General features: G+C 64.0%; 18 protein-coding genes. 12 read left to right on the forward strand and 6 right to left on the reverse strand.

Annotated features, from left to right (window positions below; translation table 11 throughout):
* Nucleotides 1–173 precede the first annotated feature (173 nt).
* The 4 genes from CIT40_RS05200 (at nucleotide 174) to CIT40_RS05215 (ending at nucleotide 5,509) form a co-directional block, all read left to right on the forward strand.
* Entirely contained in the window at nucleotides 174–1,670 is a 1,497-nt protein-coding gene (locus CIT40_RS05200; protein WP_094894705.1) for an aldehyde dehydrogenase family protein, read from the forward strand.
* Between the two features lie 119 nt (nucleotides 1,671–1,789).
* Nucleotides 1,790–2,917, forward strand: a complete 1,128-nt coding sequence (locus CIT40_RS05205; RefSeq protein ID WP_094894708.1) for an alkene reductase — start codon at nucleotides 1,790–1,792, stop codon at nucleotides 2,915–2,917.
* Nucleotides 2,918–3,072: 155 nt separating this feature from the next.
* Entirely contained in the window at nucleotides 3,073–3,576 is a 504-nt protein-coding gene (locus CIT40_RS05210; RefSeq protein WP_094894710.1) for a GFA family protein, read from the forward strand.
* Between the two features lie 271 nt (nucleotides 3,577–3,847).
* The gene (locus CIT40_RS05215; protein ID WP_094894713.1) at nucleotides 3,848–5,509 is read left to right on the forward strand and encodes a thiamine pyrophosphate-binding protein; all 1,662 of its coding nucleotides are present in this window, start codon (nucleotides 3,848–3,850) and stop codon (nucleotides 5,507–5,509) included.
* A 100-nt stretch (nucleotides 5,510–5,609) separates the two neighbouring features.
* On the opposite strand, the gene CIT40_RS05220 is transcribed toward CIT40_RS05215, so the two are convergent.
* On the reverse strand, nucleotides 5,610–6,989 hold the full coding sequence (locus CIT40_RS05220; RefSeq protein ID WP_094894716.1) for an LLM class flavin-dependent oxidoreductase: 1,380 nt from the start codon (nucleotides 6,987–6,989) through the stop codon (nucleotides 5,610–5,612).
* A gap of 275 nt (nucleotides 6,990–7,264) precedes the next feature.
* Here CIT40_RS05220 and CIT40_RS05225 point away from each other — a divergent pair, with 275 nt between their 5' ends.
* The 6 genes from CIT40_RS05225 to CIT40_RS05250 all read left to right on the forward strand — a co-directional run bounded on the left by CIT40_RS05225 (nucleotide 7,265) and on the right by CIT40_RS05250 (nucleotide 13,010).
* On the forward strand, nucleotides 7,265–8,659 hold the full coding sequence (locus CIT40_RS05225) for a M20 family metallopeptidase (RefSeq protein ID WP_094894719.1): 1,395 nt from the start codon (nucleotides 7,265–7,267) through the stop codon (nucleotides 8,657–8,659).
* A gap of 92 nt (nucleotides 8,660–8,751) precedes the next feature.
* Nucleotides 8,752–9,663, forward strand: coding sequence for an amino acid ABC transporter substrate-binding protein (locus CIT40_RS05230; protein ID WP_094894721.1), 912 nt, complete (start codon nucleotides 8,752–8,754; stop codon nucleotides 9,661–9,663).
* Nucleotides 9,664–9,792: 129 nt separating this feature from the next.
* Complete coding sequence (locus CIT40_RS05235; protein ID WP_094894723.1) at nucleotides 9,793–10,524, forward strand: amino acid ABC transporter permease; 732 nt, start codon at nucleotides 9,793–9,795, stop codon at nucleotides 10,522–10,524.
* Between the two features lie 2 nt (nucleotides 10,525–10,526).
* Nucleotides 10,527–11,219 (forward strand): amino acid ABC transporter permease, encoded by a 693-nt coding sequence (locus CIT40_RS05240; protein WP_094894725.1) that lies wholly within the window; start codon nucleotides 10,527–10,529, stop codon nucleotides 11,217–11,219.
* A 12-nt stretch (nucleotides 11,220–11,231) separates the two neighbouring features.
* A complete protein-coding gene (locus CIT40_RS05245; protein WP_094894727.1) occupies nucleotides 11,232–11,963 on the forward strand; it encodes an amino acid ABC transporter ATP-binding protein in 732 nt (243 codons plus the stop codon).
* A gap of 186 nt (nucleotides 11,964–12,149) precedes the next feature.
* Nucleotides 12,150–13,010: a D-amino-acid transaminase gene (locus CIT40_RS05250; RefSeq protein WP_094894729.1), complete on the forward strand. Its 861-nt coding sequence runs from the start codon at nucleotides 12,150–12,152 to the stop codon at nucleotides 13,008–13,010.
* 131 nt (nucleotides 13,011–13,141) lie between these two features.
* Here the strand turns inward: CIT40_RS05250 and CIT40_RS05255 are convergent, their stop codons facing one another.
* Genes CIT40_RS05255 through CIT40_RS05265 form a run of 3 tightly spaced genes read right to left on the reverse strand, consistent with a single transcriptional unit; the run spans nucleotide 13,142 to nucleotide 16,398 of the window.
* On the reverse strand, nucleotides 13,142–13,603 hold the full coding sequence (locus tag CIT40_RS05255; protein WP_094894731.1) for a carboxymuconolactone decarboxylase family protein: 462 nt from the start codon (nucleotides 13,601–13,603) through the stop codon (nucleotides 13,142–13,144).
* Nucleotides 13,604–13,631: 28 nt separating this feature from the next.
* Nucleotides 13,632–15,242, reverse strand: coding sequence for an MDR family MFS transporter (locus CIT40_RS05260; protein WP_094894733.1), 1,611 nt, complete (start codon nucleotides 15,240–15,242; stop codon nucleotides 13,632–13,634).
* A gap of 4 nt (nucleotides 15,243–15,246) precedes the next feature.
* A complete protein-coding gene (locus CIT40_RS05265) occupies nucleotides 15,247–16,398 on the reverse strand; it encodes an HlyD family secretion protein (RefSeq protein WP_094894734.1) in 1,152 nt (383 codons plus the stop codon).
* 134 nt (nucleotides 16,399–16,532) lie between these two features.
* Between CIT40_RS05265 and CIT40_RS05270 the strand changes: the two genes are divergently transcribed.
* Nucleotides 16,533–17,444 carry a LysR family transcriptional regulator gene (locus CIT40_RS05270; protein WP_094894736.1) on the forward strand — a complete coding sequence of 304 codons (912 nt, stop codon included), beginning with the start codon at nucleotides 16,533–16,535 and terminating at the stop codon, nucleotides 17,442–17,444.
* A 323-nt stretch (nucleotides 17,445–17,767) separates the two neighbouring features.
* Nucleotides 17,768–18,826 carry a DUF3616 domain-containing protein gene (locus CIT40_RS05275; protein WP_094894740.1) on the forward strand — a complete coding sequence of 353 codons (1,059 nt, stop codon included), beginning with the start codon at nucleotides 17,768–17,770 and terminating at the stop codon, nucleotides 18,824–18,826.
* A 28-nt stretch (nucleotides 18,827–18,854) separates the two neighbouring features.
* Here the strand turns inward: CIT40_RS05275 and iaaH are convergent, their stop codons facing one another.
* Nucleotides 18,855–20,276 carry an indoleacetamide hydrolase gene (gene iaaH / locus CIT40_RS05280; protein ID WP_094894742.1) on the reverse strand — a complete coding sequence of 474 codons (1,422 nt, stop codon included), beginning with the start codon at nucleotides 20,274–20,276 and terminating at the stop codon, nucleotides 18,855–18,857.
* A 76-nt stretch (nucleotides 20,277–20,352) separates the two neighbouring features.
* Nucleotides 20,353–23,799, reverse strand: coding sequence for an indolepyruvate ferredoxin oxidoreductase family protein (locus CIT40_RS05285; RefSeq protein WP_094894744.1), 3,447 nt, complete (start codon nucleotides 23,797–23,799; stop codon nucleotides 20,353–20,355).
* Nucleotides 23,800–23,946 lie beyond the last annotated feature (147 nt).

Raw genomic sequence — 23,946 nt, forward strand, 5'->3', positions numbered from 1 at the left:
CCGGCGAGGACTCTTTGTCGAGCTATAACATGGCAGCAGTCCGACCCTGCACAAGTCGGCATGGGAGATCTTCGTTCGACGCTGCCTTTACGCCTATCCGGCGCGGCTGTATCCTCTAGCTCAACGATCCCGCCCAGATCGAACCAATCAAACACCTGACAGGGAGTGCAGCCATGGCTGTGTCGCAGGCTATTCCGATCACGCGCCATCCGTTCGCCAACGGGTCCTACAAGCAGATGCTGATCGACGGCAAATGGATCGATGCCGCCTCAGGCAAGCGCTTCGAAACTCATAACCCCGCCACCGGCGAATTGCTCGCAACCGTCGCCGAGGGCGACAAGGAAGACATCGATCGTGCGGTCGCCGCGGCCCGCCGCGCCTTCGAGGGCCCCTGGAGCAAGGTCAAACCGTTCGAGCGGCAGAACCTGCTGCTGAAGCTCGCGGATCTCGTCGAGAAGAATTTCGACGAATTGTCGCAGCTCGACACGCTCGACATGGGTGCGCCGCTCAGCCGCACCCGCGCCTATCGCCTGCGCGCCGTCGGCATGCTGCGCTATTATGCCGGCCAGACCACGGCGATCCACGGCGAGACCATCGAGAACTCGCTGCCCGGCGAGATCTTCTCCTACACGCTGAAGGAGCCGATCGGCGTCGTTGGCGCCATCATTCCCTGGAACGGCCCGCTCACGGCGACGATCTGGAAGATCGGCCCCGCGATCGCGACCGGCTGCACCGTGGTGCTCAAGCCTGCCGAAGAGGCGCCGCTGACCTCGCTGCGCATTGCCGAACTGGCGATGGAGGCGGGCATTCCGCCCGGCGTCATCAACGTCGTGCCCGGCTATGGCGAAACCGCGGGCGCCGCGCTCGCCTCGCACCATGACGTCGACAAGGTCGCCTTCACCGGCTCGCACGTCACGGGTCAGTCGATCATTCGTGCCTCCGCCGGTAACTTGAAGCGCGTCTCGCTTGAGCTCGGCGGCAAGTCGCCGGACATTGTGTTCGCCGATGCCGATCTCGACGCCGCCGTGCCTGGCGCGGCGATGGCGGTGTTCGCCAATTCGGGCCAGATCTGCAGCGCGGGCACGCGTCTGTTCGTCGAGCAGTCGATCTACGAAGAGTTCGTCGGCCGCGTCGCCGAATTCGGCAAGAAGCTGCAGGTCGGCAACGGCCTCGATCCCAACGTGCAGATCGGTCCGCTGGTGTCCGAGGAACAACTCAAGCGCGTCACCGGCTATCTCGACATCGGTCAAAAAGAAGGCGCGAAGGCGCTCGCCGGCGGCGGCCGCGTCACCGAGGGCGCCCTGTCGAAGGGCTTCTTCGTCTCGCCGACGGTGTTCGCGGGCGTGCAGGACAACATGCGCATCGCGCAGGAGGAGATCTTCGGCCCCGTCATCTCCGCGATCGCGTTCAAGGACATGGACGAGCTGGTCAAGCGCGCCAACAACACCACCTTCGGCCTCGGCTCGGGACTGTGGACGCGCGACGTCAGCAAGGCCCATGCGGTTGCAAAGTCGCTGCGTGCCGGCTCGGTGTGGGTGAACTGCTACCAGGCGATGGACCCGGCCGTGCCCTTCGGCGGCTACAAGATGAGCGGCTACGGCCGCGAGTCCGGCAAGCAGCATGTCGAAGAATATCTCAACGTGAAGTCCGTCTGGATCAAGACGGCGTAAGGCCTGTTCTTCCCCCGCGTTCCGCGGAAGGGAATATCCGTTTTTATGGGGCGGCGCCTTTTCGGGTGACCGCCCCTCGCTATATGATCCGCGTCCTTCCATATTCATTCGGGGCTCCCATGAAATTCGAGGCGTTGTTCAAACCGTTGCAGGTCGGTCCGTACAAGCTTGCGCATCGCGTCGCGCTGGCGCCGCTGACGCGCATGAGGGCCGAGCGCGAGAGCTTTGCGCCGCGGCCGCTCAACGCCGAATATTACAGCCAGCGCGCGACGCAAGGCGGTCTGCTCATCGCCGAGGCCTCGCCGGTGCTCTCGCAGGGCCGCGGCAATCCCGCGACGCCGGGCATCTATTCGGAGGCGCAGATTGCCGGCTGGCGCAAGGTGACGGATGCGGTGCACGCCAAGGGCGGCATCATCTTCCTCCAGCTCTGGCACGTCGGCCGGGTCTCGCATTCCTCCTTCCATGGCGGCCAGCTGCCGGTGTCTGCTTCGGCCATCGCGATCAAGGCCGAAGGGATGAAGGCGATGACCGCCGATGGCAAGATCTCGGACTACGAGACGCCGCGCGCGCTCGAGACCGAAGAGGTCAAGGGTATCGTCGAGGCCTTCAGGCAAGGTGCGAAGAACGCGCTTGCGGCCGGCTTCGACGGTGTCGAGATTCACGGCGCCAACGGCTATCTGCTCGAGCAATTCCTGCAATCGCGCAGCAACCAGCGCACCGATCAATATGGCGGTTCGATCGAGAATCGCGCCCGTCTGCTGCTCGAAGTGACACAGGCCGCGATCGACGTCTGGGGTGCCAATCGCGTTGCCGTACGGCTGTCGCCCTACGGCATCGCCAATGATTCAGGCGAGCCCGATCCGATGCCGCTCTACACTCATGTGGTGAAGGCGCTCGACAAGCTTGGCCTCGCCTATCTGCACTTCATCGAGCCGCGATCGAGCGGCTCGGGTCGCGCTGAGGTCAACTGGCAGAACGTGCCGTCCGCGATGGTGCTGTTCCGCCCGCTCTACGGCGGCGTGCTGATGACCGCCGGCGGCTTCACCGGCGAGACCGCAAACGCGGCGATCGCCGACGGCCACGCCGACATCATAGCCTTCGGCCGGATCTTCATCTCCAATCCGGACCTGCCGCGGCGGCTGCAGCACGATTATCCGATCACCCCGTACAATCGCGCGACGTTCTACGGCGGCGAGGAGAAGGGGTATACGGATTATCCTGTTTATGACGAGCTTGCGCCGGCGTAAGTCTCTCCGTCATTCCGGGGCGACGCGAAGCGTCGAGCCCGGAATCCATTTCACGTCCTGGGTTGCTGCGCGATGGTTTCCGGGCTCGCGACTTCGTCGCGCCCCGGAATGACAATCATGTATTGTTGTCCCCGCAATGACGACCGGGAGATATCATGGCCAAAGCCGCCGCCGTCGCAGGGATCGCCACCGGGCAATGCCTCTGCGGCAAGGTCACCTTCGAGATCGATGTCCCCGCGCGCTGGGCCTGGCACGATCATTCGGCTGCCAGCCGCCGCGCCCATGGTGCCGCCTACGCGACTTATGTCGGCAGCTGGAAGAAGCGGTTTCGCATCACGTCCGGCAAGGCCGCTCTCACCCGCTACGAGGACAAGCCCAGCAAAACCACGCGCAGCTTCTGCTCGCAGTGCGGCACGCCGATCGCCTATGAGCGTCCGCGCGGCCCGCACATGGTCAACATTCCCCGCGCATTGTTTGGGGAGCGTACCGGCCGCCAGCCGCTCTACCACATCGCCATCGAGGAGCTGCAGGAATGGACCTATACCGGCGAGCCGCTGGTGCCGCTGAAGGGTTTTCCGGGCGTGGTCTGGCAGCGCTCGAAAAAGAAGAAGCGGGTCGGCGGTGAGGATCCGTTCGAGCTGGGGCGGGAGGAGAGGTAGCTCCATTCGCTCCGCTCTCGTGTCCCGGACGCGCTGCAGCGTGAAACGCTGCCGCGCAGTGCCGGGACCCATGTGTCAGCAAACTCGGCGCCAATCTGGGTCCCGGCTCTGCGCCGCACCGCTGCGCGCTGCGACGCGTCCGGGACACGAAAGCTGAATTGCCGCACGCCCCCACGCAACGCAGCCATGACCACGCTTCCTTGCGCGCCTCCCGCAACTTCGGCCATCATGTGATCCGTCCTTGCGGCAACGTCCGCTCCCTGGAGGAAACATGAAGAACAAGATCACCGGCCGCTCCGCCTTTCTCGCGCTGCTCAAGGACGAGGGCATCACGCATCTGTTCGGCAACCCCGGCACCACCGAGCTGCCGATCATGCATGCGCTGAAGGACCATCCCGATCTCACCTATGTGATGGCGATGCAGGAGAGCCTGGTGGTCGCGATCGCCGATGGTTACAGCCGCGCCTCCGGCAAGCTCGTTGCCTGTAATGTCCATGTCGCCCCCGGCCTCGGCAACGCCATGGGCTCGCTCTACAATGCCCAGTTCACGGGCACGCCGATGATCCTCACCGCCGGCCAGCAGGAGCAGGGTCACGGGTTGATGGAGCCGGTGCTCTACGGCCCGCTGGTGCGAATGGCCGAGCCGCTGGTGAAATGGGCGGTGGAGGTGACGCGTCTGGAAGACCTGCCGCGCATCGTGCGCCGTGCCGCCAAGATCGCGACCACGCCGCCGACCGGTCCGGTGTTCATCTCGCTGCCCGGCGACATCCTGAACAGCGAAGCCGGCATCGATCTCGGCCGCTCCACTCGCATCGACGCGCGGACAAGGCCGTCGGGCGAGGCGCTGAGGGCGTTTGCTGCGCGGCTGTTGAAAGCCGAACGCCCCGTCATCGTCACCATGGACGAGGTGGTGAAAAGCGATGCGCTGAAGGAAGCGGCTGAACTCGCCGAGCTGCTTGGAGCTGCCGCTTACCAATCCTCGACGCCCTATGGCTCGCATTTCCTCTCCGAGAGCCCGAGCTTCGTCGGAACGCTGGCGCGCGTGCAGAAGGTCGCGCGCGACACGCTAGCGCCCTACGATCTGCTGATCGCGCTCGGCGGCGATCCCCTGCGCATGTCCGTCTATAGCGAGGTGGATGCGCTGCCGGACGGTCTCGGTATCGTGCAGATCGGTCTCGTCGACTGGGAGATCGCCAAGAACTACGGCGCCGAGATCGCGCTGAAGGCGGACCTGAAGGAAACGCTGCGCACGCTGATCCCGGTGCTGAAGGAGATGGGTGGTGCGACATTGGCGAGCCGGGCGAGGCAGCGTCTCGCCGAACTCGGGCCGAAGAACTGGGCCGCGCGCCGTGCCGCGCTGGTCGAGCAGATCGGCAAGAGCGCCGGCCGCACGCCGATCGATCCGGACTATCTGGTGCTGCAGATGGTCGAGGCTATGCCCGACAACGCGATCCTCGTCGACGAGGGCCTCACCTCCAGCCGGCAGGTGACGGCGCTGCGGCCGCATCGCGATCGCTACGGCTATCACGGCCTTGCCTCAGGCGGCATCGGCTGGGGCCTGCCGGCCTCGGTCGGCGCCAGCATCGCCAATCCGGATCGCCCCGTGGTGTGCTTCTCCGGCGACGGCAGCGCAATGTATTCGATCCAGTCGCTGTGGACGGCGGCCCATCACAAGCTGCCGCTCAACGTCGTCATCGCCAACAATGGCGGCTACCGCATCATCAAGCAGCGCCTGCTCGCCTTCCATGGCGACGACAATTATGTCGGCATGGATTTTATCGATCCGCCCGTGGATTTTGCCGGCGTTGCCAGGGCGCTCGGCTGCGAGGCGATCAAGATCGACGATCCCCGCGAGCTGAAGGCAACGCTGTCGTCGGCATTTGGCCGGCCGGGGACGAAGCTGATCGAGGTGATAGTGGACGGGAAGGTGTAGCCCCACCGTCATTGCGAGGAGCGCAGCGACGAAGCAATCCAGACTGTTTCGCGGAGGGATTCTGGATTGCTTCGCTACGCTCGCAATGACGAGGAGGAAACTACCCCGTCTTCCCCACCCGATACTCCGCGGCCGGATGCGGCGCATCGAGCCGTGCGTGGCCATCGCCGAATAGCTTCTCCCGCAGCGTGCCCTTGGCGTATTCCGGCTTGTACCGTCCGCGCCGCGTCAGCTCCGGCACCAGCATGTCGGCGATATCCTCGAAATCGCCCGGCGAGACGGCGAAGGCTACGTTGAGGCCATCGACATCGGTCTTCTCGAACCAATCCTCGATCTTGTCGGCGACGCTCTCCGGCGTGCCGACCACGACCGGGCCAGCACCGCCGATGCCGACATGCTCGATGACGTCGCGCACGGTCCAGACGCGGTCCGGATCGCCGCGCGTGACGTTGTCGAGCGCGCTCCGACCGGCATCGTTCTGGACATGACGCACCTGCTGGTCGAGCTCGTAGCCGGAGAAGTCGATGCCGGTCCATCCCGACATCAGCGCCAGCGCGCCTTCCGGATTGATATGCGAGCGGTAGTCGGCATATTTCGCCGCAGCTTCCGCTTCCGTGTTGCCGAGGATGATCGTCATCATGTTGAACATCAGGAGCTCGGCGGGGTTGCGGCCGAACTTGGCGGCTTCTTCGCGGATCGCCGACACGCGCGGCGCGATGATCTTGGCCGACGGTCCCGACATGAACACGCATTCGGCATGCTTGGCCGCGAACTGCCGGCCGCGCGGCGAGGTGCCGGCCTGGTACAGCACCGGCGTTCGTTGCGGCGACGGCTCGCTGAGATGGATGGTGTTGTTGATGCGGTAGTTCGCGCTCTCGTGATTGATGCGGTGAACCTTGCTGGGATCGGTGAAGATGCCGCGCTTGCGGTCGCGCAGCACGGCGTCGTCCTCCCAGCTCCCTTCCCAGAGCTTGTAGACCACCTCCATGTATTCGTCCGCGATGTCGTAGCGGTCGTCATGCCCGGTCTGCTTGTCCTTGCCGGCACCGCGCGCGGCGCTGTCGAGATAGCCGGTGACGACATTCCAGCCGATCCGGCCCTCGGTGAGATGGTCCAGCGTCGACATCCGCCGCGCGAACGGATAGGGCGGCTCGAACGACAGATTGCTGGTGACGCCGAAGCCGAGGTTTTTCGTCACCGCAGCCATTGCCGAGAGCAGCAGCAGCGGCTCGTTGGATGGCGTCTGCGCTGCGTTGCGCAAGGCCGCGTCAGGGCTGTTGCCGTAGACGTCGTAGACCCCGAGCACGTCGGCCAGGAACAAGCCGTCGAACCGGCCGCGCTCCAGCGTCTTGGCGAGATCGATCCAGTAGGGCAGGCGGTTGTACTCGGCGGTGCGGTCACGCGGATGGGTCCACAGGCCCGGTGACTGGTGTGCGACGCAATTCATCGCAAAGGCGTTGAGCCTGATCTCTTTGGTCATGATCGTTCCCCGGCGCTCTATACTGAGCGCTCTTCGAATGGTAGATGTGCGCCCGAACTTGGCAAAGTTCTTGCATATAGCTTGCGCTTGGCAAGGTCAAAACCAACGGGCTGCCGCCTTTGGCAAGCCAATCTCTCGAGGGCAAGGCCGAAATCCCAAGAGAAGTACAAGAGAACTACAAGAGAAGTACAAGAACTATCCAACTCCCTGCCACTTTCGACGGCCAGTGTAGCCCGCTAGGTACGCCCGCCTCGAGACCTTGAAGACGAATAGCAATGACCAGAGCCGACGCCATCGCCCGCGCCCGGGACGATTTCAAATCCGGCGCGTTCCTCGCCGAACTCGACCGCCGCGTCGCTTATCAGACCGAAAGCCAGAATCCGTCGCGTGGCGCCGAGCTGCGCGCCTATCTGGAACAGGAGATGCAGCCGGCGTTTGCCGCGCTCGATTTCACCAGCCGCATCGTCGAGTCCCCCAGTGGCAAGTCGCCGTTCCTGTTCGCCGAGCATCACGAAAGCGCCTCAGCGCCGACCGTGCTGATCTACGGCCATGGCGACGTCGTCGACGGCATGGAGGGCGAGTGGCGCGAGGGCCGCGATCCCTGGCGCACGACGGTTGCGGGCAACCGGCTGTACGGCCGCGGCACAGCCGACAACAAGGGCCAGCACAGCATCAACATGGCGGCACTCCGCGCGGTGCGCGACGCCCGAGGCGGCAAGCTCGGCTTCAACGCCAAATTCATCGTCGAGATGGGCGAGGAGATCGGCTCGCCGGATCTCGGCAAGGTCTGCGACCTCAATCGTGACGCGCTCAAGGCCGACCTCTTCATGGCCTCCGACGGACCGCGCCTGTCCGCCGACCGCCCGACGCTGTTCCTGGGATGCCGCGGCGGCATCCGCATTCATCTCGACGTGAACCTGCGCGATGGCGGCCATCATTCCGGCAATTGGGGCGGCGTGCTGGCCAACCCCGCGACCATCCTGGTCAACGCGATCTCGACCCTGGTCGACGGCCACGGCCGCCTCCAGCTGGACGCGCTGAAGCCGCCGCGGCTCACCAACCAGATCCGCTCCTATCTCGCCGACGTGCAGGTGGTCCCTACCGAGGACGAGCCGGCGCTGGCGGAGAACTGGGGCGAGGAGGGTCTTTCGGCAGCCGAACGGCTCTATGCCTGGAATACGCTGGAAGTGCTGGCGATGTCGTCGGGCAATATCGAGAAGCCGGCCAACGCCATTCCGGGCCATGCCAATGCCGTGCTGCAGCTGCGTTTCGTGGTCGGCACCGAGGTCGGCGGCCTGATCGAGGCGATCCGCGCGCATCTCGTTCAGAAGGGATTTCCGATGGTCGAGGTGCGGGCGGCGCAGAGCTTTGCCGCCTCGCGGACCGATTTCGACAGCCCCTGGATCAAATGGGCGGCGGATTCGGTGAAGGAGACCACCGGCAAGCCGCCGGCGGTGCTGCCGAACTTTGGCGGCTCGCTGCCCAACGACGTGTTCTCCGAGATCCTGGGTCTGCCGACGATCTGGGTCCCGCACTCCTATCCCGGCTGCTCCCAGCATGCGCCCAATGAGCACATCCTGCTGCCTCTGACGGAAGAGGCCTTGACGGTGATGGCCGGGCTGTTCTGGGATCTCGGGGAATTGCCCAAGCCGCTGACCAGAGCCCATTAACCTGAGCCGCAAGCCAGCCGAAAGTCACATTCTAATCCGGCCCAATCTGTGCTTGCATCCGGGCCGCATCATCCTGAAAGGGGACCAAAAAAGTGAAACATTTCCGTAGCATCGGGCTTGCGCTCGCCGCGACCTTCGCCGTCAGCCAGGCCGGGGCCCAGGAGCTGACCGGCACGCTGAAGAACATCAAGGACACCGGCGCCATCACGCTGGGCTTCCGCGACTCCTCGATCCCGTTCTCCTATCTCGACGACAACCAGAAGCCTGTCGGGTTCGCGATGGACATCTGCTACAAGATCGTCGACGCCGTGAAGAAGGAGCTCAAGCTCGACAAGCTCGAGGTCAAGCTCAACCCGGTGACGTCGGCGACCCGCATCCCGCTGATGGCCAACGGCACCATCGACCTCGAATGCGGCTCGACCACCAACAACGCCGAGCGCCAGAAGCAGGTTGCCTTCACCAACACCCACTTCCTGACCGCCAGCCGCTACGTCTTCAAGAAGTCGAGCGGCCTGAAGTCGATCGACGACCTCAAGGGCAAGACCGTGGTTTCCACCGCTGGCACCACCAACATCAAGCAGCTCACCGAGGCCAACGTCGAGAAAAAGCTCGGCGCCAACATCATCCCGGCCAAGGACCATGCCGAAGCCTTCCTGATGGTCGAGACCGACCGTGCGGTCGCCTTCGTGATGGACGACATCCTGCTCGCGAGCCTCGTAGCCGGCTCGAAGGCGCCGGGTGACTACGTCATCTCCAAGGACGCGTTCTCCAAGCCCGAGCCCTACGGCATCATGCTGCGCAAGGACGACGCGCCGTTTAAGAAGGTGGTCGATGCCGCGACTGCCGCGCTCTACACCTCGGGCGAGGGCCAGAAGATCTACGACAAGTGGTTCACCCAGAAGATTCCCCCGAAGGGCCTCAACCTCAACAGCCCGATTTCGCCCGAGCTGAAGAACGAGTTCGCGAAGCCCACGGATTCGCCGAACCCGGACGACTACAAGTAAGATACAACCTCGATCTTTCGATCGGGATCATGTCCGGCCACTCTTGACACAGGGGTGGCCGGACATTTGCATGGGGGCCTGAGACTTTTCTGAAGTTTGCTCTGATTGGCGCGTTCGCGCGGGGGACACGTGAACTACCACTGGAACTGGGGAATCTTCTTCGAGCCAAACCCCATGGGGACCGGCAACTATCTCGACATGCTGTTGTCGGGACTGGTGCTGACCCTCAAGACCGGGGCACTGGCATGGGTCATCGCCCTGATCACCGGCTCGCTCGTCGGCGTCATGCGGACGCTGCCTTCGAAAGGGGCCAACTGGTTCGGCTTTGCCTATGTCGAATTCTTCCGCAACATGCCGCTGCTGGTGCAGCTCTTCCTGTGGTTCTTCGTGCTGCCGGAACTGCTGCCCAAGGCCGCGGGCACCTGGCTGAAGCAACTTCCGAACGCGCCGTTCTGGACGGCCGCGATCGGAATCGGCTTCTTCATGTCGGCGCGCGTGGCCGTGCAGCTGCAGGCCGGTATCGGCTCGCTGCCGCGAGGGCAGAAGATGGCCGCAACCGCGCTGGGCCTGACTACCGTGCAGGCCTATCGCTACGTGCTGCTGCCGATGGCGTTCCGCATCATCCTGCCGCCGCTGACCTCCGAATTCCTCAACACCATCAAGAATACGGCGGTCGCGATCACGATCGGCCTGCTCGAGCTGACCGGGCAGGCGCGCTCGATGCAGGAATTCTCGTTCCAGGTGTTCGAGGCCTTCACTGCCGCGACGATCCTCTACCTCCTCGTCAATGCCGTGGTCGTGACGGCGATGCGCTTCCTCGAACGCTGGGTCGCGATCCCCGGCTACATCACGGGGAAATAGCGATGTTCGCCAATCTCGATTTCGACGTCATTCGCCGTGCGCTGCCCTATCTGTTCTACGAGGGCATGACGTTCACCCTGACGTTGACGGCGCTCGCAGCACTCGGCGGCCTGGTCTTCGGCACGGCGCTCGCGTTGATGCGGCTGTCCGGCTACAAGATCCTCGGGCGCATCGCCGGCGTCTATGTCGACTTCATGCGCTCGCTGCCGCTGGTGCTGGTGATCTTCTGGTTCTACTTCCTGGTGCCCTATATCGGACAATGGGTGACCGGCGCCTCGCGTCCGATCAGCGTCGGCGCCTTCGCATCCTCGCTCATCACCTTCATCATGTTCGAGGCGGCATACTTCTCCGAGATCATGCGCGCCGGCATCCAGTCGATTTCGCGCGGCCAGCCGGCCGCGGCCAGCGCGCTGGGGCTGACCTACGCCCAGACCATGCGCTACGTCGTGTTGCCGCAGGCGTTCCGCAACATGCTGCCGGTGCTGATCACGCAGACCATCGTGCTGTTCCAGGACACTTCGCTGGTCTACGTCCTCTCGATCACGGACTTCCTGGGCGCGGCGAGCAAGGTCGCGCAGCGCGACGGGCGCCTCGTCGAAATGTACCTGTTCGCAGCCGTCGTCTACTTCACCATTTCCTGTATCGCGTCCTTCGGCGTCCGTCGCCTTCAGGCGCGCATCGCCATCATTCGATAGAGCGCATCGGTCATGATCGAAATCAGTCACGTCAACAAATGGTACAGCCCGAGCTTCCAGGTGCTGACCGATTGCACAACCAGCGTCACCAAGGGTGAGGTCGTGGTGGTCTGCGGCCCCTCGGGCTCGGGCAAGTCGACCCTGATCAAATGCGTCAATGCGCTGGAGCCGTTCCAGAGCGGCGACATCAGCGTCGACGGCACCAAGGTCAACGACCCCAAGACCAATCTGCCCAAGCTGCGCTCGCGCGTCGGCATGGTGTTCCAGCACTTCGAGCTGTTCCCGCACCTGAAGATCATCGACAATCTCTGCCTCGCGCAGCAGAAGGTGCTGGGCCGGTCGCACGACAAGGCGATGGCGAAAGGCATGCAGCTGCTGGAGCGCGTCGGCCTCAAGGAACAGGCGCAGAAATATCCCGCGAACCTGTCCGGCGGCCAGCAGCAGCGCGTTGCGATCGCCCGTGCGCTCGCCATGGATCCGATCGTCATGCTGTTCGACGAACCGACCTCGGCGCTCGATCCGGAAATGGTCAGCGAGGTGCTCGACGTCATGGTGGACCTCGCCCATGAGGGCATGACCATGATGGTCGTCACCCACGAAATGGGCTTTGCCCGCAAGGTTGCCAATCGCGTGATCTTCATGGACCGCGGCGAGATCGTCGAGGACGCGGCGAAGGAAGACTTCTTCGGCAAGCCGCGCAGCGACCGCGCACAGAAGTTCTTGTCGAAGATCCTGTCGCATTAATTCCCGCCGTCGTTCCGGGATGCGCCGAAGGCGCAGGCCCGGAATCCATCGAGCGCAACACCCGGAGTGGAATGGATTCCGGGCTCATTCGCTGCGCGAATGCCCCGGAATGACGAATCGAGGGGTGATCGCCGCCCATGATTGGCGTATAAGCGCGCCAAATCCCTTCCCTCCAGGAGACCTGCCTTGGACCCGATCGCCTATGTCAACGGCTCATTCGTCCCGCTCTCGGACGCCAAAATCTCGGTCCTCGATCGCGGTTTCCTGTTTGCCGACGGCATCTATGAGGTCTCGGCCGTGCTTGACGGCAAGCTGGTCGACAACGCCTCGCATCTGGCGCGGCTGGAACGCTCGGTCGGCGAGATCAAGTTGAAGCTGCCGGAGACGCTCGAGCGCATCACCGAGATCCAGAAGGAATTGATCGCGCGCAACAAGGTCGAGAACGGCCTGGTTTATCTCCAGGTGACCCGCGGCGCCGACAAGGGCCGCGACTTCCCGTTTCCCAAGGCTGACGTGAGATCGAGCCTGGTGATGTTCACCTCGGAAAAGGACATCATCAACACTCCGGTCGCAAAGACCGGCATCAACGTGATCACCGTGCCCGACATCCGCTGGGAGCGGCGAGACATCAAGAGCGTTGCACTGCTCGCGCAGGTGCTGGCGAAGCAGGCCGCGGCCGAAGCCGGCGCCGGCGAGGCCTGGATGCTGCAGGATGGCTATGTCACCGAGGGCGGCTCGTCCACCGCGTTCATCCTGACCAAGGACGATGTCATCGTCACCCGCCAGAATTCCAACGCGATCCTGCCGGGCTGCACCCGCAAGGCCGTGATTGCGCTCGCCGAAGAACGCCAGCTCCGTGTCGAGGAGCGTTCCTTCACGGTCGCCGAAGCGCATGCCGCCAAGGAAGCGTTCATCACGAGCGCATCCTCGTTCGTCCAGCCGGTAGTCGCCGTCGACGGCAAGAAGATCGGCGACGGCAAGCCCGGTCCGATGGCGACGCGGCTCCGCGAGCTCTACGTGGAGTTCGCCAAGGCGACGGCGGTCTGAGGCGCGTACTCTGTTGTCGTAGGGTGGGCAAAAGGCGCCTCGCGCCGTGCCCACGTCTTCTCTCCTGGTAGCCACAGAAGGTGGGCACGCTTTCGCTTTGCCCACCCTACAAGACTGTGGTCGTGGTTGGCTCACGCCGCCGACGCCTTCACCTTCACCGGATGGACCGCGCGAAACGCGATCGCGATCCTGTTCCAGGCGTTGATGGCGCCGATCAGCATGGTCAGGTTCACCGATTCTTCCTCGGAGAACTGCGTGCGGATCTGCTCGTAGACGTCATCAGGCGCGTGCGTCTCGGAAATCAGCGTCACCGATTCCGTCCAGGCCAGCGCGGCGCGCTCGCGGTCGGTGTAGAGCGGGGATTCGCGCCACGCGTTCAGCAGGTAGATGCGCTGCTCGGTCTCGCCGCGCTTGCGGGCGTCCTCGGTGTGCATGTTGATGCAGAAGGCACAGCCGTTGATTTGCGACGCGCGGATCTTGACGAGCTCGATCAGCGATTTCTCCAGTCCCGTGGACTGGATCTGCGTCTCCAGCGCCATCAGCGCTTTCATCGTGTCGGGGGCGGCCTGGTAGAAATTCATGCGGGGCTTCATGGTCGTTCTCCTTGCTTGCGGGGTGAGGTCAGTGAGCGCCACCGGCTGAGGTCTTGCCGGGCTTCTTCAGGAACAGGACCGCGGCGAGCGCGACGATCAGCGCCACGCCGAGCAGATAAAACGTGTCGCTGAAGGCGAAGATATAGGCCTGCTTCTGAACGGTATGGCCAATCGCGACATAGGCGCGATGCGCCGCGTCGGCACGGTCGAGGATGCCATGATTGACGAAATATTGCGTCAGCTGTTCCAGCCGTGTGCGGGTGGCCTGCTCGAACACCGAGACCGACTGCATCAGCACGTTGGAGTGATACTGCTCGCGCTTCGTCAGCACTGTCTGGAGCAACGCGATGCCGACAGCGCCGCCGAGATTGCGCATCATGTTGAACAGGCCGGAGGCCGAGCCCGCATTCTCCGCTTCGATACCTGCTGTCGCGACCGCCGACAGCGGCGCCATCACCAGCGCCTGCCCGACGGCGCGGACGACGTTGGGCCACAGCAGCTGGTCGGCGGCGTAGTCGTTGGTCATATAGATGTTCATGAAGTTGGAAGCCGCGAACAGCACGAAGCCGATACCGATGATGATCCGCGCATCGAATTTCTGCATCAGGCGCGGTACCAGCGGAATCAGCAGCAGCTGCGGCAATCCGGTCCATGCCAGCACCATGCCGATCTGCTCGGAATTGTAGCCTTGGATGCGCGACAGATATTGCGGCAGGATGAAGACCGAGCCGTAAAGCGCGATGCCGAGCAGGAAATTGGCGAGCATGCCGAAGCCGAAATTGCGGCGGCCCAGCAAACGCAGGTTGAGCAGCGGCTTCTTCACCGTGAGCTCGATGATCAGGAAGGCGGTCAGCGCGACGGCCGCGATCACTGACAGCTTGAGGATGAAAGGCGAGCCGAGCCAGTCGTCCTTGTTGCCTTCCTCCAGCACGGTCTGAAGCGCGGAGAGGCCGATCGCCATGGTGACGATGCCGGCCCAGTCGCCCTCGCGCAGCAGCGCCAGCTTCATCGGCTTGGCGTCGAGCGCGTACCAGAGCATGCCGACCATCACCGCGCCGGGGATGAGGTTGACGTAGAAGATGTATTCCCAGCCGAAATTCTCGGTAAGATAGCCGCCGATGGTCGGGCCGATCGCGGGCGCGAACGTCGCCGAGAGCGCGAACAGCGCAAGGCCGACCGGCTGTTTTGCGCGCGGCAGCAGCGTGATGATCAGCGTGAACGCCATCGGAATCAGCACGCCGCCGGTAAATCCCTGCACGGCGCGCAACACGATCATCTGCGACAGATCCTGCGCAAGCGCGCAGGCCGCCGAGAGAACCAGGAACAGGACCGCGTTGGTCAGAAGATAGATCCGGATCGAGAACACCTGCGCCAGCCAGCCGGAGAGCGGGATCACCACGATCTCAGCGATCAGATAGGAGGTCGAGATCCAGCCGCCGTCGTCGATGCCGGCACCGATCGCGCCCTGGATGTCGGCGAGCGAGGCGTTGACGATCTGGATGTTCAGCACTGCCATGAAGGCGCCGAGCGTTGCGCCGATCACCGCGATCCAGGTCTTTGCGGACACCGCCGGAGCGGCGGGCGCAACGGGAGTTGGGAGACGCGCCGCGGCGTCGACAGTGGGTTGGAGCGTGCTCATGGCTTCAGCCGCCGTTGGGGCGGGACGTGTTGTCCGCCAGTCGCTTCGCCGTCTCGCGCTCGGCCAGTGCCGCCTGCTTGGTGTCGACCGTCGGCACCGCCGACATGCCGGGGCGCAGCAGGCCGGTGAGGCTGTGGTCGTCGAGCACGATTTTCACCGGGACCCGCTGCACGATCTTGGTGAAATTGCCGGTGGCATTGTCGGGCGGCAGCAGCGCGAACTCGAGCCCGCTCGCCGGCGACAGGCTGTCGACATGGCCGTGCAGCGTGCGATTGTGAAAACTGTCGACGTGCAACTCGACCGGCTGACCTGGCCGCATATGTGTGAGCTGGGTCTCCTTGAAGTTGGCGACGACATAGACCGCATCGAGCGGCACCACCGCCATCAATTGCGTGCCGGCCTGGACGTATTGGCCGACCCGCAAGCTCCGGGCGCCGACGGTGCCGTCGACCGGCGCGGTGATTTCGGTATAGGAAAGGTTCAGCGCCGCCTGCTGCGCGACCGCGCGGGCTCGTTCGAGCTGGGCCGCGGCCTGGGCGCGCTGGGTGGTGAGCACGTCGATCTTGCGCTGCGCGGCCAGCAGGCCAAATTTCGCGTGCTGCGATTGCGCGCTGCTCGCGCGCAGCGCCGCGTCGGTCTGCTGCGCGCGCTGGATCGTGCCGGAGCCGGTCTTCATGAGGTCGTCGTAGCGGGCACGCTCTTCCTGGGCGAATTTCAGGTTGGCGTCGGCAGCAGCGACATCAGCCGTGCTCTGCTCGATGATCGGCTGTTGCAGTTCGATCTGGGCATCGATGTTGCGCACCGAGGCCTCGCCGGCGGCCACGTCGGCTTTGGCCTGGTCGAGCGCCGCCCTGAAGTCGCGATCGTCGATCTTTGCCAGCGCCTGGCCCGCTTTCACCTTCTCGTTGTCACTGACCAGCACCTTGGCGATGTAGCCGGAGACTTTTGGCGCGATGATCGTGGAATCGGCCTTCACGTAGGCGTCGTCGGTGCTCTCGAGATAGCGGCCCGTTTTCAAATAGTCGTAGCCATAGTCGGCGGCCACCGCGACGCCGATCGCCAGAGCCAGCCCGATGGCTGCACGCCCGATTACCTGCCGAGACGGGCGCAGGGTGATTTTTCTTTTGCTTTCAGCGACATAAGTTGCATTCGACATGGCATCCTCGGAACTCCCAGATGGCCCGTTTGAAGGTGCCTTGTTGGGTCGCCGGTAAGATGTGCTGTCGCACCCCTTGTGATAATCTTGGAATAAGTTGAAGCATTATCCAGTCAGAGTGGATAATCCGAGCCATGGATCGCTTTACCAGCCTCACTGCCTTCGTCCACGTCGTCGAGAATGGCGGCTTTTCCGCCGCCGCGCGCCGGCTCAACATGTCGACAACCATGGTGAGCAACCATGTCCAGGCGCTGGAGGATCGGCTCGGTGTGCGCCTGCTCAACCGCACCACGCGGAAGGTGAGCCTCACCGAAATCGGCAAGGCCTATTACGACCGCTCGACCCAGATCCTCGCCGATCTCGAACAGGCCGACGACATTGCCGGCGAATTGCAGTCGGTGCCGCGCGGCACGCTGCGCATCCACGTCGCCACGCATATGGTGCAGTTCGTCGCGCCTGTGGTCGCAAAGCTGCTGTCGACCTATTCGGAGCTCAAGGTCGATCTGCGCATGGGCGAGGCTGACGTCGATCTCATCGAGGAAGGCTATGACGTCGCCCTGCGCATGACCTCGCCGCCGGATTCAAGCCTGATCGTCCGCAGTCTCGCCACCTGGCGTCATGTGCTGTGTTGTTCGCACGATTATCTCGAGAGGCACGGCCGGGTGCAGAAGCTTGACGAACTCGCCGCGCATAATTGTGGCCGGCACTTGAACTATCCGTTCGGCGACGAATGGCGCTTCCTCGATCGCAAAGGCGCACCGGCCTCCGTACGCATCTCGGGCAGCTTCGTCACCAATAGCGGGGAAGCGCTGCGCAAGGTCGCACTGGAGGGGGGCGCAATCTGTCTGATGGCGGGATTTCTCATCCAGGACGACCTCGAAGCCGGCCACCTCGTGCGCCTCTTGCCGGAATATCGGACGATCGAGCTGTCCATGAACGCGGTCTATCCGCATCGTCATCATTTGTCGGCGAAGGTCAGGACCTTCATCGACCTGCTCGCGCAGCACAGCGCCGAGCAGCAAAAGCTGATCAATCCGTATTCATGAGACCTCTCGCCGACGGCTCCATGTCTGCCCAGAAAAGTGAGTTGACATCAGCTGGGCATCTGGAACAATGCAACCTAAGATATGAATGAGCTATTTTGGACCGAGATGGTTCGGCCCGATCCTGTTTCTTCGATGTGACGTTTCGTTCAAGCCGGCTATTCTGCTTCTCGGTCTCTTGCTTTCCATGTTTGGCGCATCGACAGGCGGCAAGCCGATCAACGTTCGATGGCGTGCCGCTTCGCAGGAGATTGGCGGCATCATATCGCGGTGAGGCTGGACGGCTTGGCCATATCCGGACCGACTGCAGCTGAAGGGAGGCTTCAATGACCCTCGCCAGAACGGGATGGCTTGCGACTCTGCTGCTCGGGCTCGTCGTGGCGTGCGTGCCTCCTTCCATAGCCGGGGCGGACGATGCGTGGCCGGTCAAGAAAAGGCTGATCGGCGAGGACGACGGCAAGTCGAAGGATGTCAGTGGCATTGCCTGCACGACCGCGGATGGATTTCCCCGTTCGTGCCTCGTCATCGACGACAACCTCCAGGACGCCCAGTTCGTCGAATTGACCGACGGCAAGCTCGTTGCCGGCAGCCCGGTCAAATTGATCGACAATACGTTCAACGACAAAGCGCTCGAACTCGATGGCGAGGGCGTCGCCTTCTCCAAAGGGGACTACGAGTATTATTACGTCATCGGCTCGCACGGCCATCCCCGGGACAAGGACCACAAGCTCGATCCAGAGAAAGATGCCGATAAGATTCGAGCGAAGATCGCTGCGAGCAGCCAGATCGTCCGGTTTCGCACGACAGGGGTAAATGGCAACGTGTCGGGCCTCGAGCGTACGTCGAAACTGAGAGATGTCATCGGGACTGAGCCCGCTCTTCGCGACTTCATGGATGTTCGGCTGGAGAAGAACGGTCTGACCATCGAGGGAGTGGCGATCAAGGGCGATCGGACATTGCTCGCGGGATTCCGCGGTCCCGTGCTGGACGGCAAGTGCGCCGTCGTTCTGGCGGTCGAGGTGGCTTCCCTGTTTGGTGACGGGAAGAGTTCGGACCATCGCTTGTACCGGCTGCCGCTCGGCAACGGTCGTGGCGTGCGCGATCTCGCATCATTCGGGGATGGCATTCTCGTTCTGGCAGGTCCTGGTGCGGACGGACCCGGGACCTACGCCGTTTATGCGTGGGACGGCGCATCGGAATCCGTCGAGCTGCTGAAGGACCTGCCATTCGATCCGAAGCGAAAGCCGGAGGGACTTCTGCCGCTGGACAAGACGTCCACCGGATGGCGTGTCCTCATCCTGTTCGATGGCGACAAGGAAGGTGCGCCCACCCCGATCGAGATATCGGCGTCGGGGCCGCGATCCTCATCCTGTCCTCCCGGCTAGGTGAAAGCCCGTGCTTCGCATTGCGCGTTCAGGAAGTCGGTGGGGGCAACCGCTTGAAAATATCGTCGAGCGCCATGCCGATCGCAAGCAGGCGATGATCGCTGCCAGCGGGGCCGTCAAGTTCGAGCCCGATCGGCAATTTGCTGGTAGCGCCAAGCGCGATCGGGATTTGGATTCCAGGTATGCCGGCATTGCTGCCGGGATCGGTGTTCTGGATGAACAGTCCGAAGTTTTCGAGGCTGCTGGAGTCGGGATTGGAAGCGATTGCCACACGCGGTGTGGTCGGGAAAGCGATGGCGTCGAGCCGATGATCGGCGAAGGTCGTGGCATAGAGCGCCTGTAGCGCCGGTCGCGCGGTCTTGATCGCCGCGTCATAGATCGGCCTTGCATCGAGCAGCGTATCGTCCGGACCCGGCAGTTTGCGCGGGATCACCAGGCCGTCATAGGTACCCTTCACGTCGGGGCTGGCAATCTCCATCGCCAGCGCTTCGATGGTGAGGCCTGTGCCGGTGTGGGCGAGATATCCGACCATGTCGTCATAGGCTTCATACAGCGCAACGGGGAAGCCGACCTGGCCGTTGAGCTCGGCGAGCTGCGGCATCTCGACCTCAACGACCGTGACGCCCTGTGCTTTCATCCGCACGATGGCGGCCTGGAAAGCGGTTTCGGTGTCGACATCGAGATTGGTCAACATCGTCCTCACGATGCCGATCCGCATTTGCTTCAGGTCGGCCGGTGCGACCGCCGCGCCACCCGTGATCACGCGATCGAGCAGCGCGACGTCGGCCATGGTCGCGGCCATCGGGCCCGCTGTGTCACGGGTATGCGAGATCGGGGCGATGCCTTGTTGCGGATAGCGGCCGACCGTCGGGCGCAGCGAGGCACATCCGTTCAGCGCGGCGGGCACGCGCACCGACCCACCGGTGTCGGTGCCGAGCCCGCCGGCGACGATCCGCGCGCCGATCGCAGCGCCGGTCCCCGACGAGGAGCCGCCGGCGATCAGGGTGCGGTCATAGGCGTTGCGTACGCCGAACCCGGCGCCGGTCCTTAACGCGGAGTTGTAGCCGGAGATGCCGAAGGCCAGCTCGTGCATGCTGGTCTTGCCGATGATGATCGCGCCCGCCGCGCGCAGCTTTGCCACGACCGGCGCATCGGCCTTTGGAACGTAGTCTCTGAGGGCGGGCGTGCCGGCGCTGCAAGGCAATCCCGCGACCTCGATGTTGTCCTTGATCACGACGGGCACGCCGCCGAGCGGCTTGTCCTTGTCGCCCGTCGCGTCGAATGCCGCTGCGGCCTTCAGGGCGCCGTCCTCGTCCAGCGTGACGAAGGCATTGAGATCGGCGTTGGACTTGGCGCGCGCAAGAGCCTCCGTCGTGAGGGTCGTACTCGTGACGGTCCCGGCGCGGACGCCGGCTGCGGCCTGGCCCAGGGTCAATTGGTCGAAATCCATGATGCGTCACTCTCTTGGCGGGCAGCCATTAGGGCGCCCTCCCAAGCATGGAGGCTGAAGCCTCGCCGGCTCCGCGTCAACCGGCGGCGCGCATCTTTGGCGGCGACGACGTTTGGAGTTCGCCAAACAAGCGCTCGACCTCGGTCTTCGTCCTCCCGATCGCGGCGTCCTTGACCGGGCCATAACCGCGGATCTCCATCGGCGCCTTGGCAATCGCGACGAGATCCGGAAGACGCGCCCTGCCGAGCTCGCCGAGCATCCGTTCGATCAGGGCTTCATACCATGTGATCAGTTCGCGCTCGGTCCGCCGTTCCCGGGCGTAGCCGAACGGATCGAACGGCGTTCCGCGCAATCCCTTCAGCCGCGCGAGGAGGGCGAGCGGCATCTGGATCCATTGGCCGAAGGCGCGCTTGCGTGGCCGGCCGCGCGCGTCGCGCTGCGACGGCAGGAATGGCGGTGCGAGGTGGTACCGGACGCTGAAGCCGTCCTCGAACTCGCTTTTCAGCTCATCGAGGAATCCACTCTGCATGTGCAGCCGCGCCACCTCGTATTCGTCCTTGTAGGCCATCAGCTTGAACAGGGCGCGTGCGACCGCTTCGGTCAGAGCCTCGCTGTTCAGGACGGTCTCGGCATTGCGGACTTTTGCGACGGTCGTTCGGTAGCGTGCGGCATAGGCGGCATCTTGATAGGCGGTCAGGAAGTCGGCGCGACGGTCGATGAGCTGGTCGAGCGTTTCGGCCTTGGGCGCATCCTCCGTTTTCAGGAGGTCGGGATCAGCGGCCGCGATCCGGCCCCAGGCAAGGGCCTGCTTGTTGCGTTCGACTGCGACGCCGTTGAGCTCGATCGCGCGCAGCAGCGCCGCAAGCGAGATCGGGACCAGCCTGCGCTGCCAGGCAAAGCCGAGCATGATGATATTGGCGTAGACGGCATCGCCGAGCAGCCGTTCGGCCAGCGCGTTGGCATCAATGGTGCCGAGATTGCCCTCGCTGATGACCTGGCCGATCGCGCGCAGGCGGGCGGGGGAGGCGAGGTCGGCGTCGCGGAATCGGACCACGTCGCCGGTCGGCATCTCCGCTGTGTTGACGGCGGCGCGCGTTCCGCGGCGGTAAGTACCGGACGCCTTCGGCGAGGAGCTGACAACGAGATCGCAGCCGATCAGCGCATCGGCCGCGCCCTGGTCGATCCGGACCTGATGCAGCGCCTCGGGGCTCGAGGCGAGGCGGATGTAGCTCAGCACTGGCCCGAACTTCTGCGCAAAGCCGGTGAAGTCGAGCACCGAGACGCCACGGCGCTCCAGGTGCGCGGCCATGCCGATCAGCGCGCCAACGGTGATCACGCCGGTGCCGCCGACGCCGGTCACCAGCAGGTCGTAGGGCCGATCGAGCGTTGCGGGAGCGGGCAGGGGAAGTGTCGCGGCCCGACCAACGGCGTCGATCTGGCTTGCGCTCTTCGTCCGGCGCGTCGCACCTTCGACGGTGACGAAGCTGGGGCAGAAGCCGTTGAGGCAGGAAAAATCCTTGTTGCAGGCCGAGAGATTGATCTGCCGCTTGCGGCCGAACGGCGTCTCTTTGGGCTCGACGCTGAGGCAGTTTGATTCCACCGAGCAGTCGCCGCAGCCTTCGCAGACGAGATCGTTGATATAGGCGAAGCGCTTGGGGTCGGCCATCTGTCCACGCTTGCGCCGGCGCCGCTTCTCCGTGGCGCAGGTCTGCTGATAAATCAGGACCGAGACCCCGGGAATATTGCGTAGCTCGCGCTGCACGGCATCCATCTCCTCGCGTGGATGAAGGGTGACGCCGGCCGGCAGGTCCGCAGGCGAGAACTGTGCGGGATCGTCCGACACCAGCGCAATGCGCGTCACGCCCTCGGCGCGGACGCTGTGGGCGATGGCCTGCACGCTGATGGGACCGTCGACCGGCTGACCGCCGGTCATCGCGACGGCATCGTTGAACAGGATCTTGTAGGTGATGTTGGCCTTGGCCGCGATCGCCTGCCGGATCGCCATCGAACCGGAATGGTAGTAGGTGCCTTCGCCGAGATTCTGGAAGACGTGCTTGCGGCCGGTGAATTTCGACGACGCCGCCCAGTTCACGCCCTCGCCGCCCATCTGGATCAGCGACGATGTCTCGCGGTCCATCCAGCTTGCCATGAAGTGACAGCCGATGCCGGCCAGCGCCTTGGAGCCTTCAGGCACCTTCGTCGATGTGTTGTGCGGGCAGCCTGAGCAGAAATAGGGCGTGCGCGTTGCGCCCGATACGTTGATGGTGCGTGCGGCCTCCGGCATCAGCGCGGCTGCGCGCGCGGCCAGATTGAGGCCTGGAAACATCGGGTCGAGCCGGCGCGCCAGCACGCCGGCCAGTGCACGGGGCGACAGCTCGCCGATCCAGGAGATCAGCCGTGCGCCGGTTTCGTCGTGCTTGCCGACCATGCGTTCGGGTTTGCTGCCGGGATAGTCGTAGAAATATTCCTTGAACTGGCTCTCGATGATGCCGCGCTTCTCCTCGACCACGAGGATCTCGCGCTTGCCCCTCACGAAATCCATGGCGTCATGCAGCGCCAGCGGCCAGACCATGCCGACCTTGTAAACGTCGATGCCGATGCTGCGGCAGGCGGCTTCGTCAAGACCCATCAGCCGCAGTGCCTCCATCAGATCGAGATGGGCCTTGCCGGTGGTGACGATGCCGTAGGTGGCATCCGGAATGTCGTAGATGCGACGGTCGATCGGATTGGCCTTGGCAAAGGCGTAGACCGCATGCTTCTTCGCCTCCAGCCGCTCCTCGATCTGCGGACCCGGCAAATCAGGCCAGCGGTAGTGCAGGCCTTCCGGCGGCGGCGTGAAGTCCGGCGTGCGGAAGCTTCGCGGCGGGCGCAGCGCGACGGAGGCGCCGGATTCGACGATCTCCGAGATCGCCTTGAAGCCCACCCACATGCCGGAGAAGCGGCTCAGCGCATAGCCATATTCGCCGAACTCGAGGTACTCGCTGACGCTTGCCGGATGTAGCGTCGGCATGAACCAGCTCATGAAGGCGACGTCGGATTGGTGCGGCATCGAGGAGGAGACGCAGCCGTGGTCGTCGCCGGCGACCACCAGCACGCCGCCATGCGGCGAGGAGCCGTAGGCATTGCCGTGCTTGAGCGCGTCGCCGGAACGATCGACGCCGGGACCTTTACCGTACCAGAGCCCGAACACGCCATCGACCTCGCGATCGCCTTGCGTCTCCACCTGTTGCGAGCCGAGCACCGCGGTCGCGGCGAGGTCCTCGTTCACTGCGGGGAGGAATTCGATGCGGTCCTGCTTGAGCCGCTGCTGGATACGCCAGAGCTCGAGGTCGATGCCGCCGAGCGGCGAGCCGCGATAGCCTGAGATGAAGCCGGCGGTGTCGAGGCCGCTGGCCCGGTCGCGCCTGACCTGATCCAGCGCGATGCGGACGATGGCCTGCGTTCCCGTCAGGAAGACGCGACCCTCCTTGCGATCGTAGCGGTCGGAGAGTTCGTACGTGTCGAGTGACGGAACGGCATCCATGGCGGACCTCGCGCGGCATCCTGCCGAATGATGCAAGGTTATGCCTGGGCCGCTGGTAGGTCTTACCTATTCATCCGATGTCGCCTATAATTGAGGTAGGGTTTTGCATATCATGGTCATTTTTGGCAGATTTTATCAAACCGGGGG

Source organism: Bradyrhizobium amphicarpaeae, assembly GCF_002266435.3.
Classification (GTDB): Bacteria; Pseudomonadota; Alphaproteobacteria; order Rhizobiales; family Xanthobacteraceae; genus Bradyrhizobium; species Bradyrhizobium amphicarpaeae.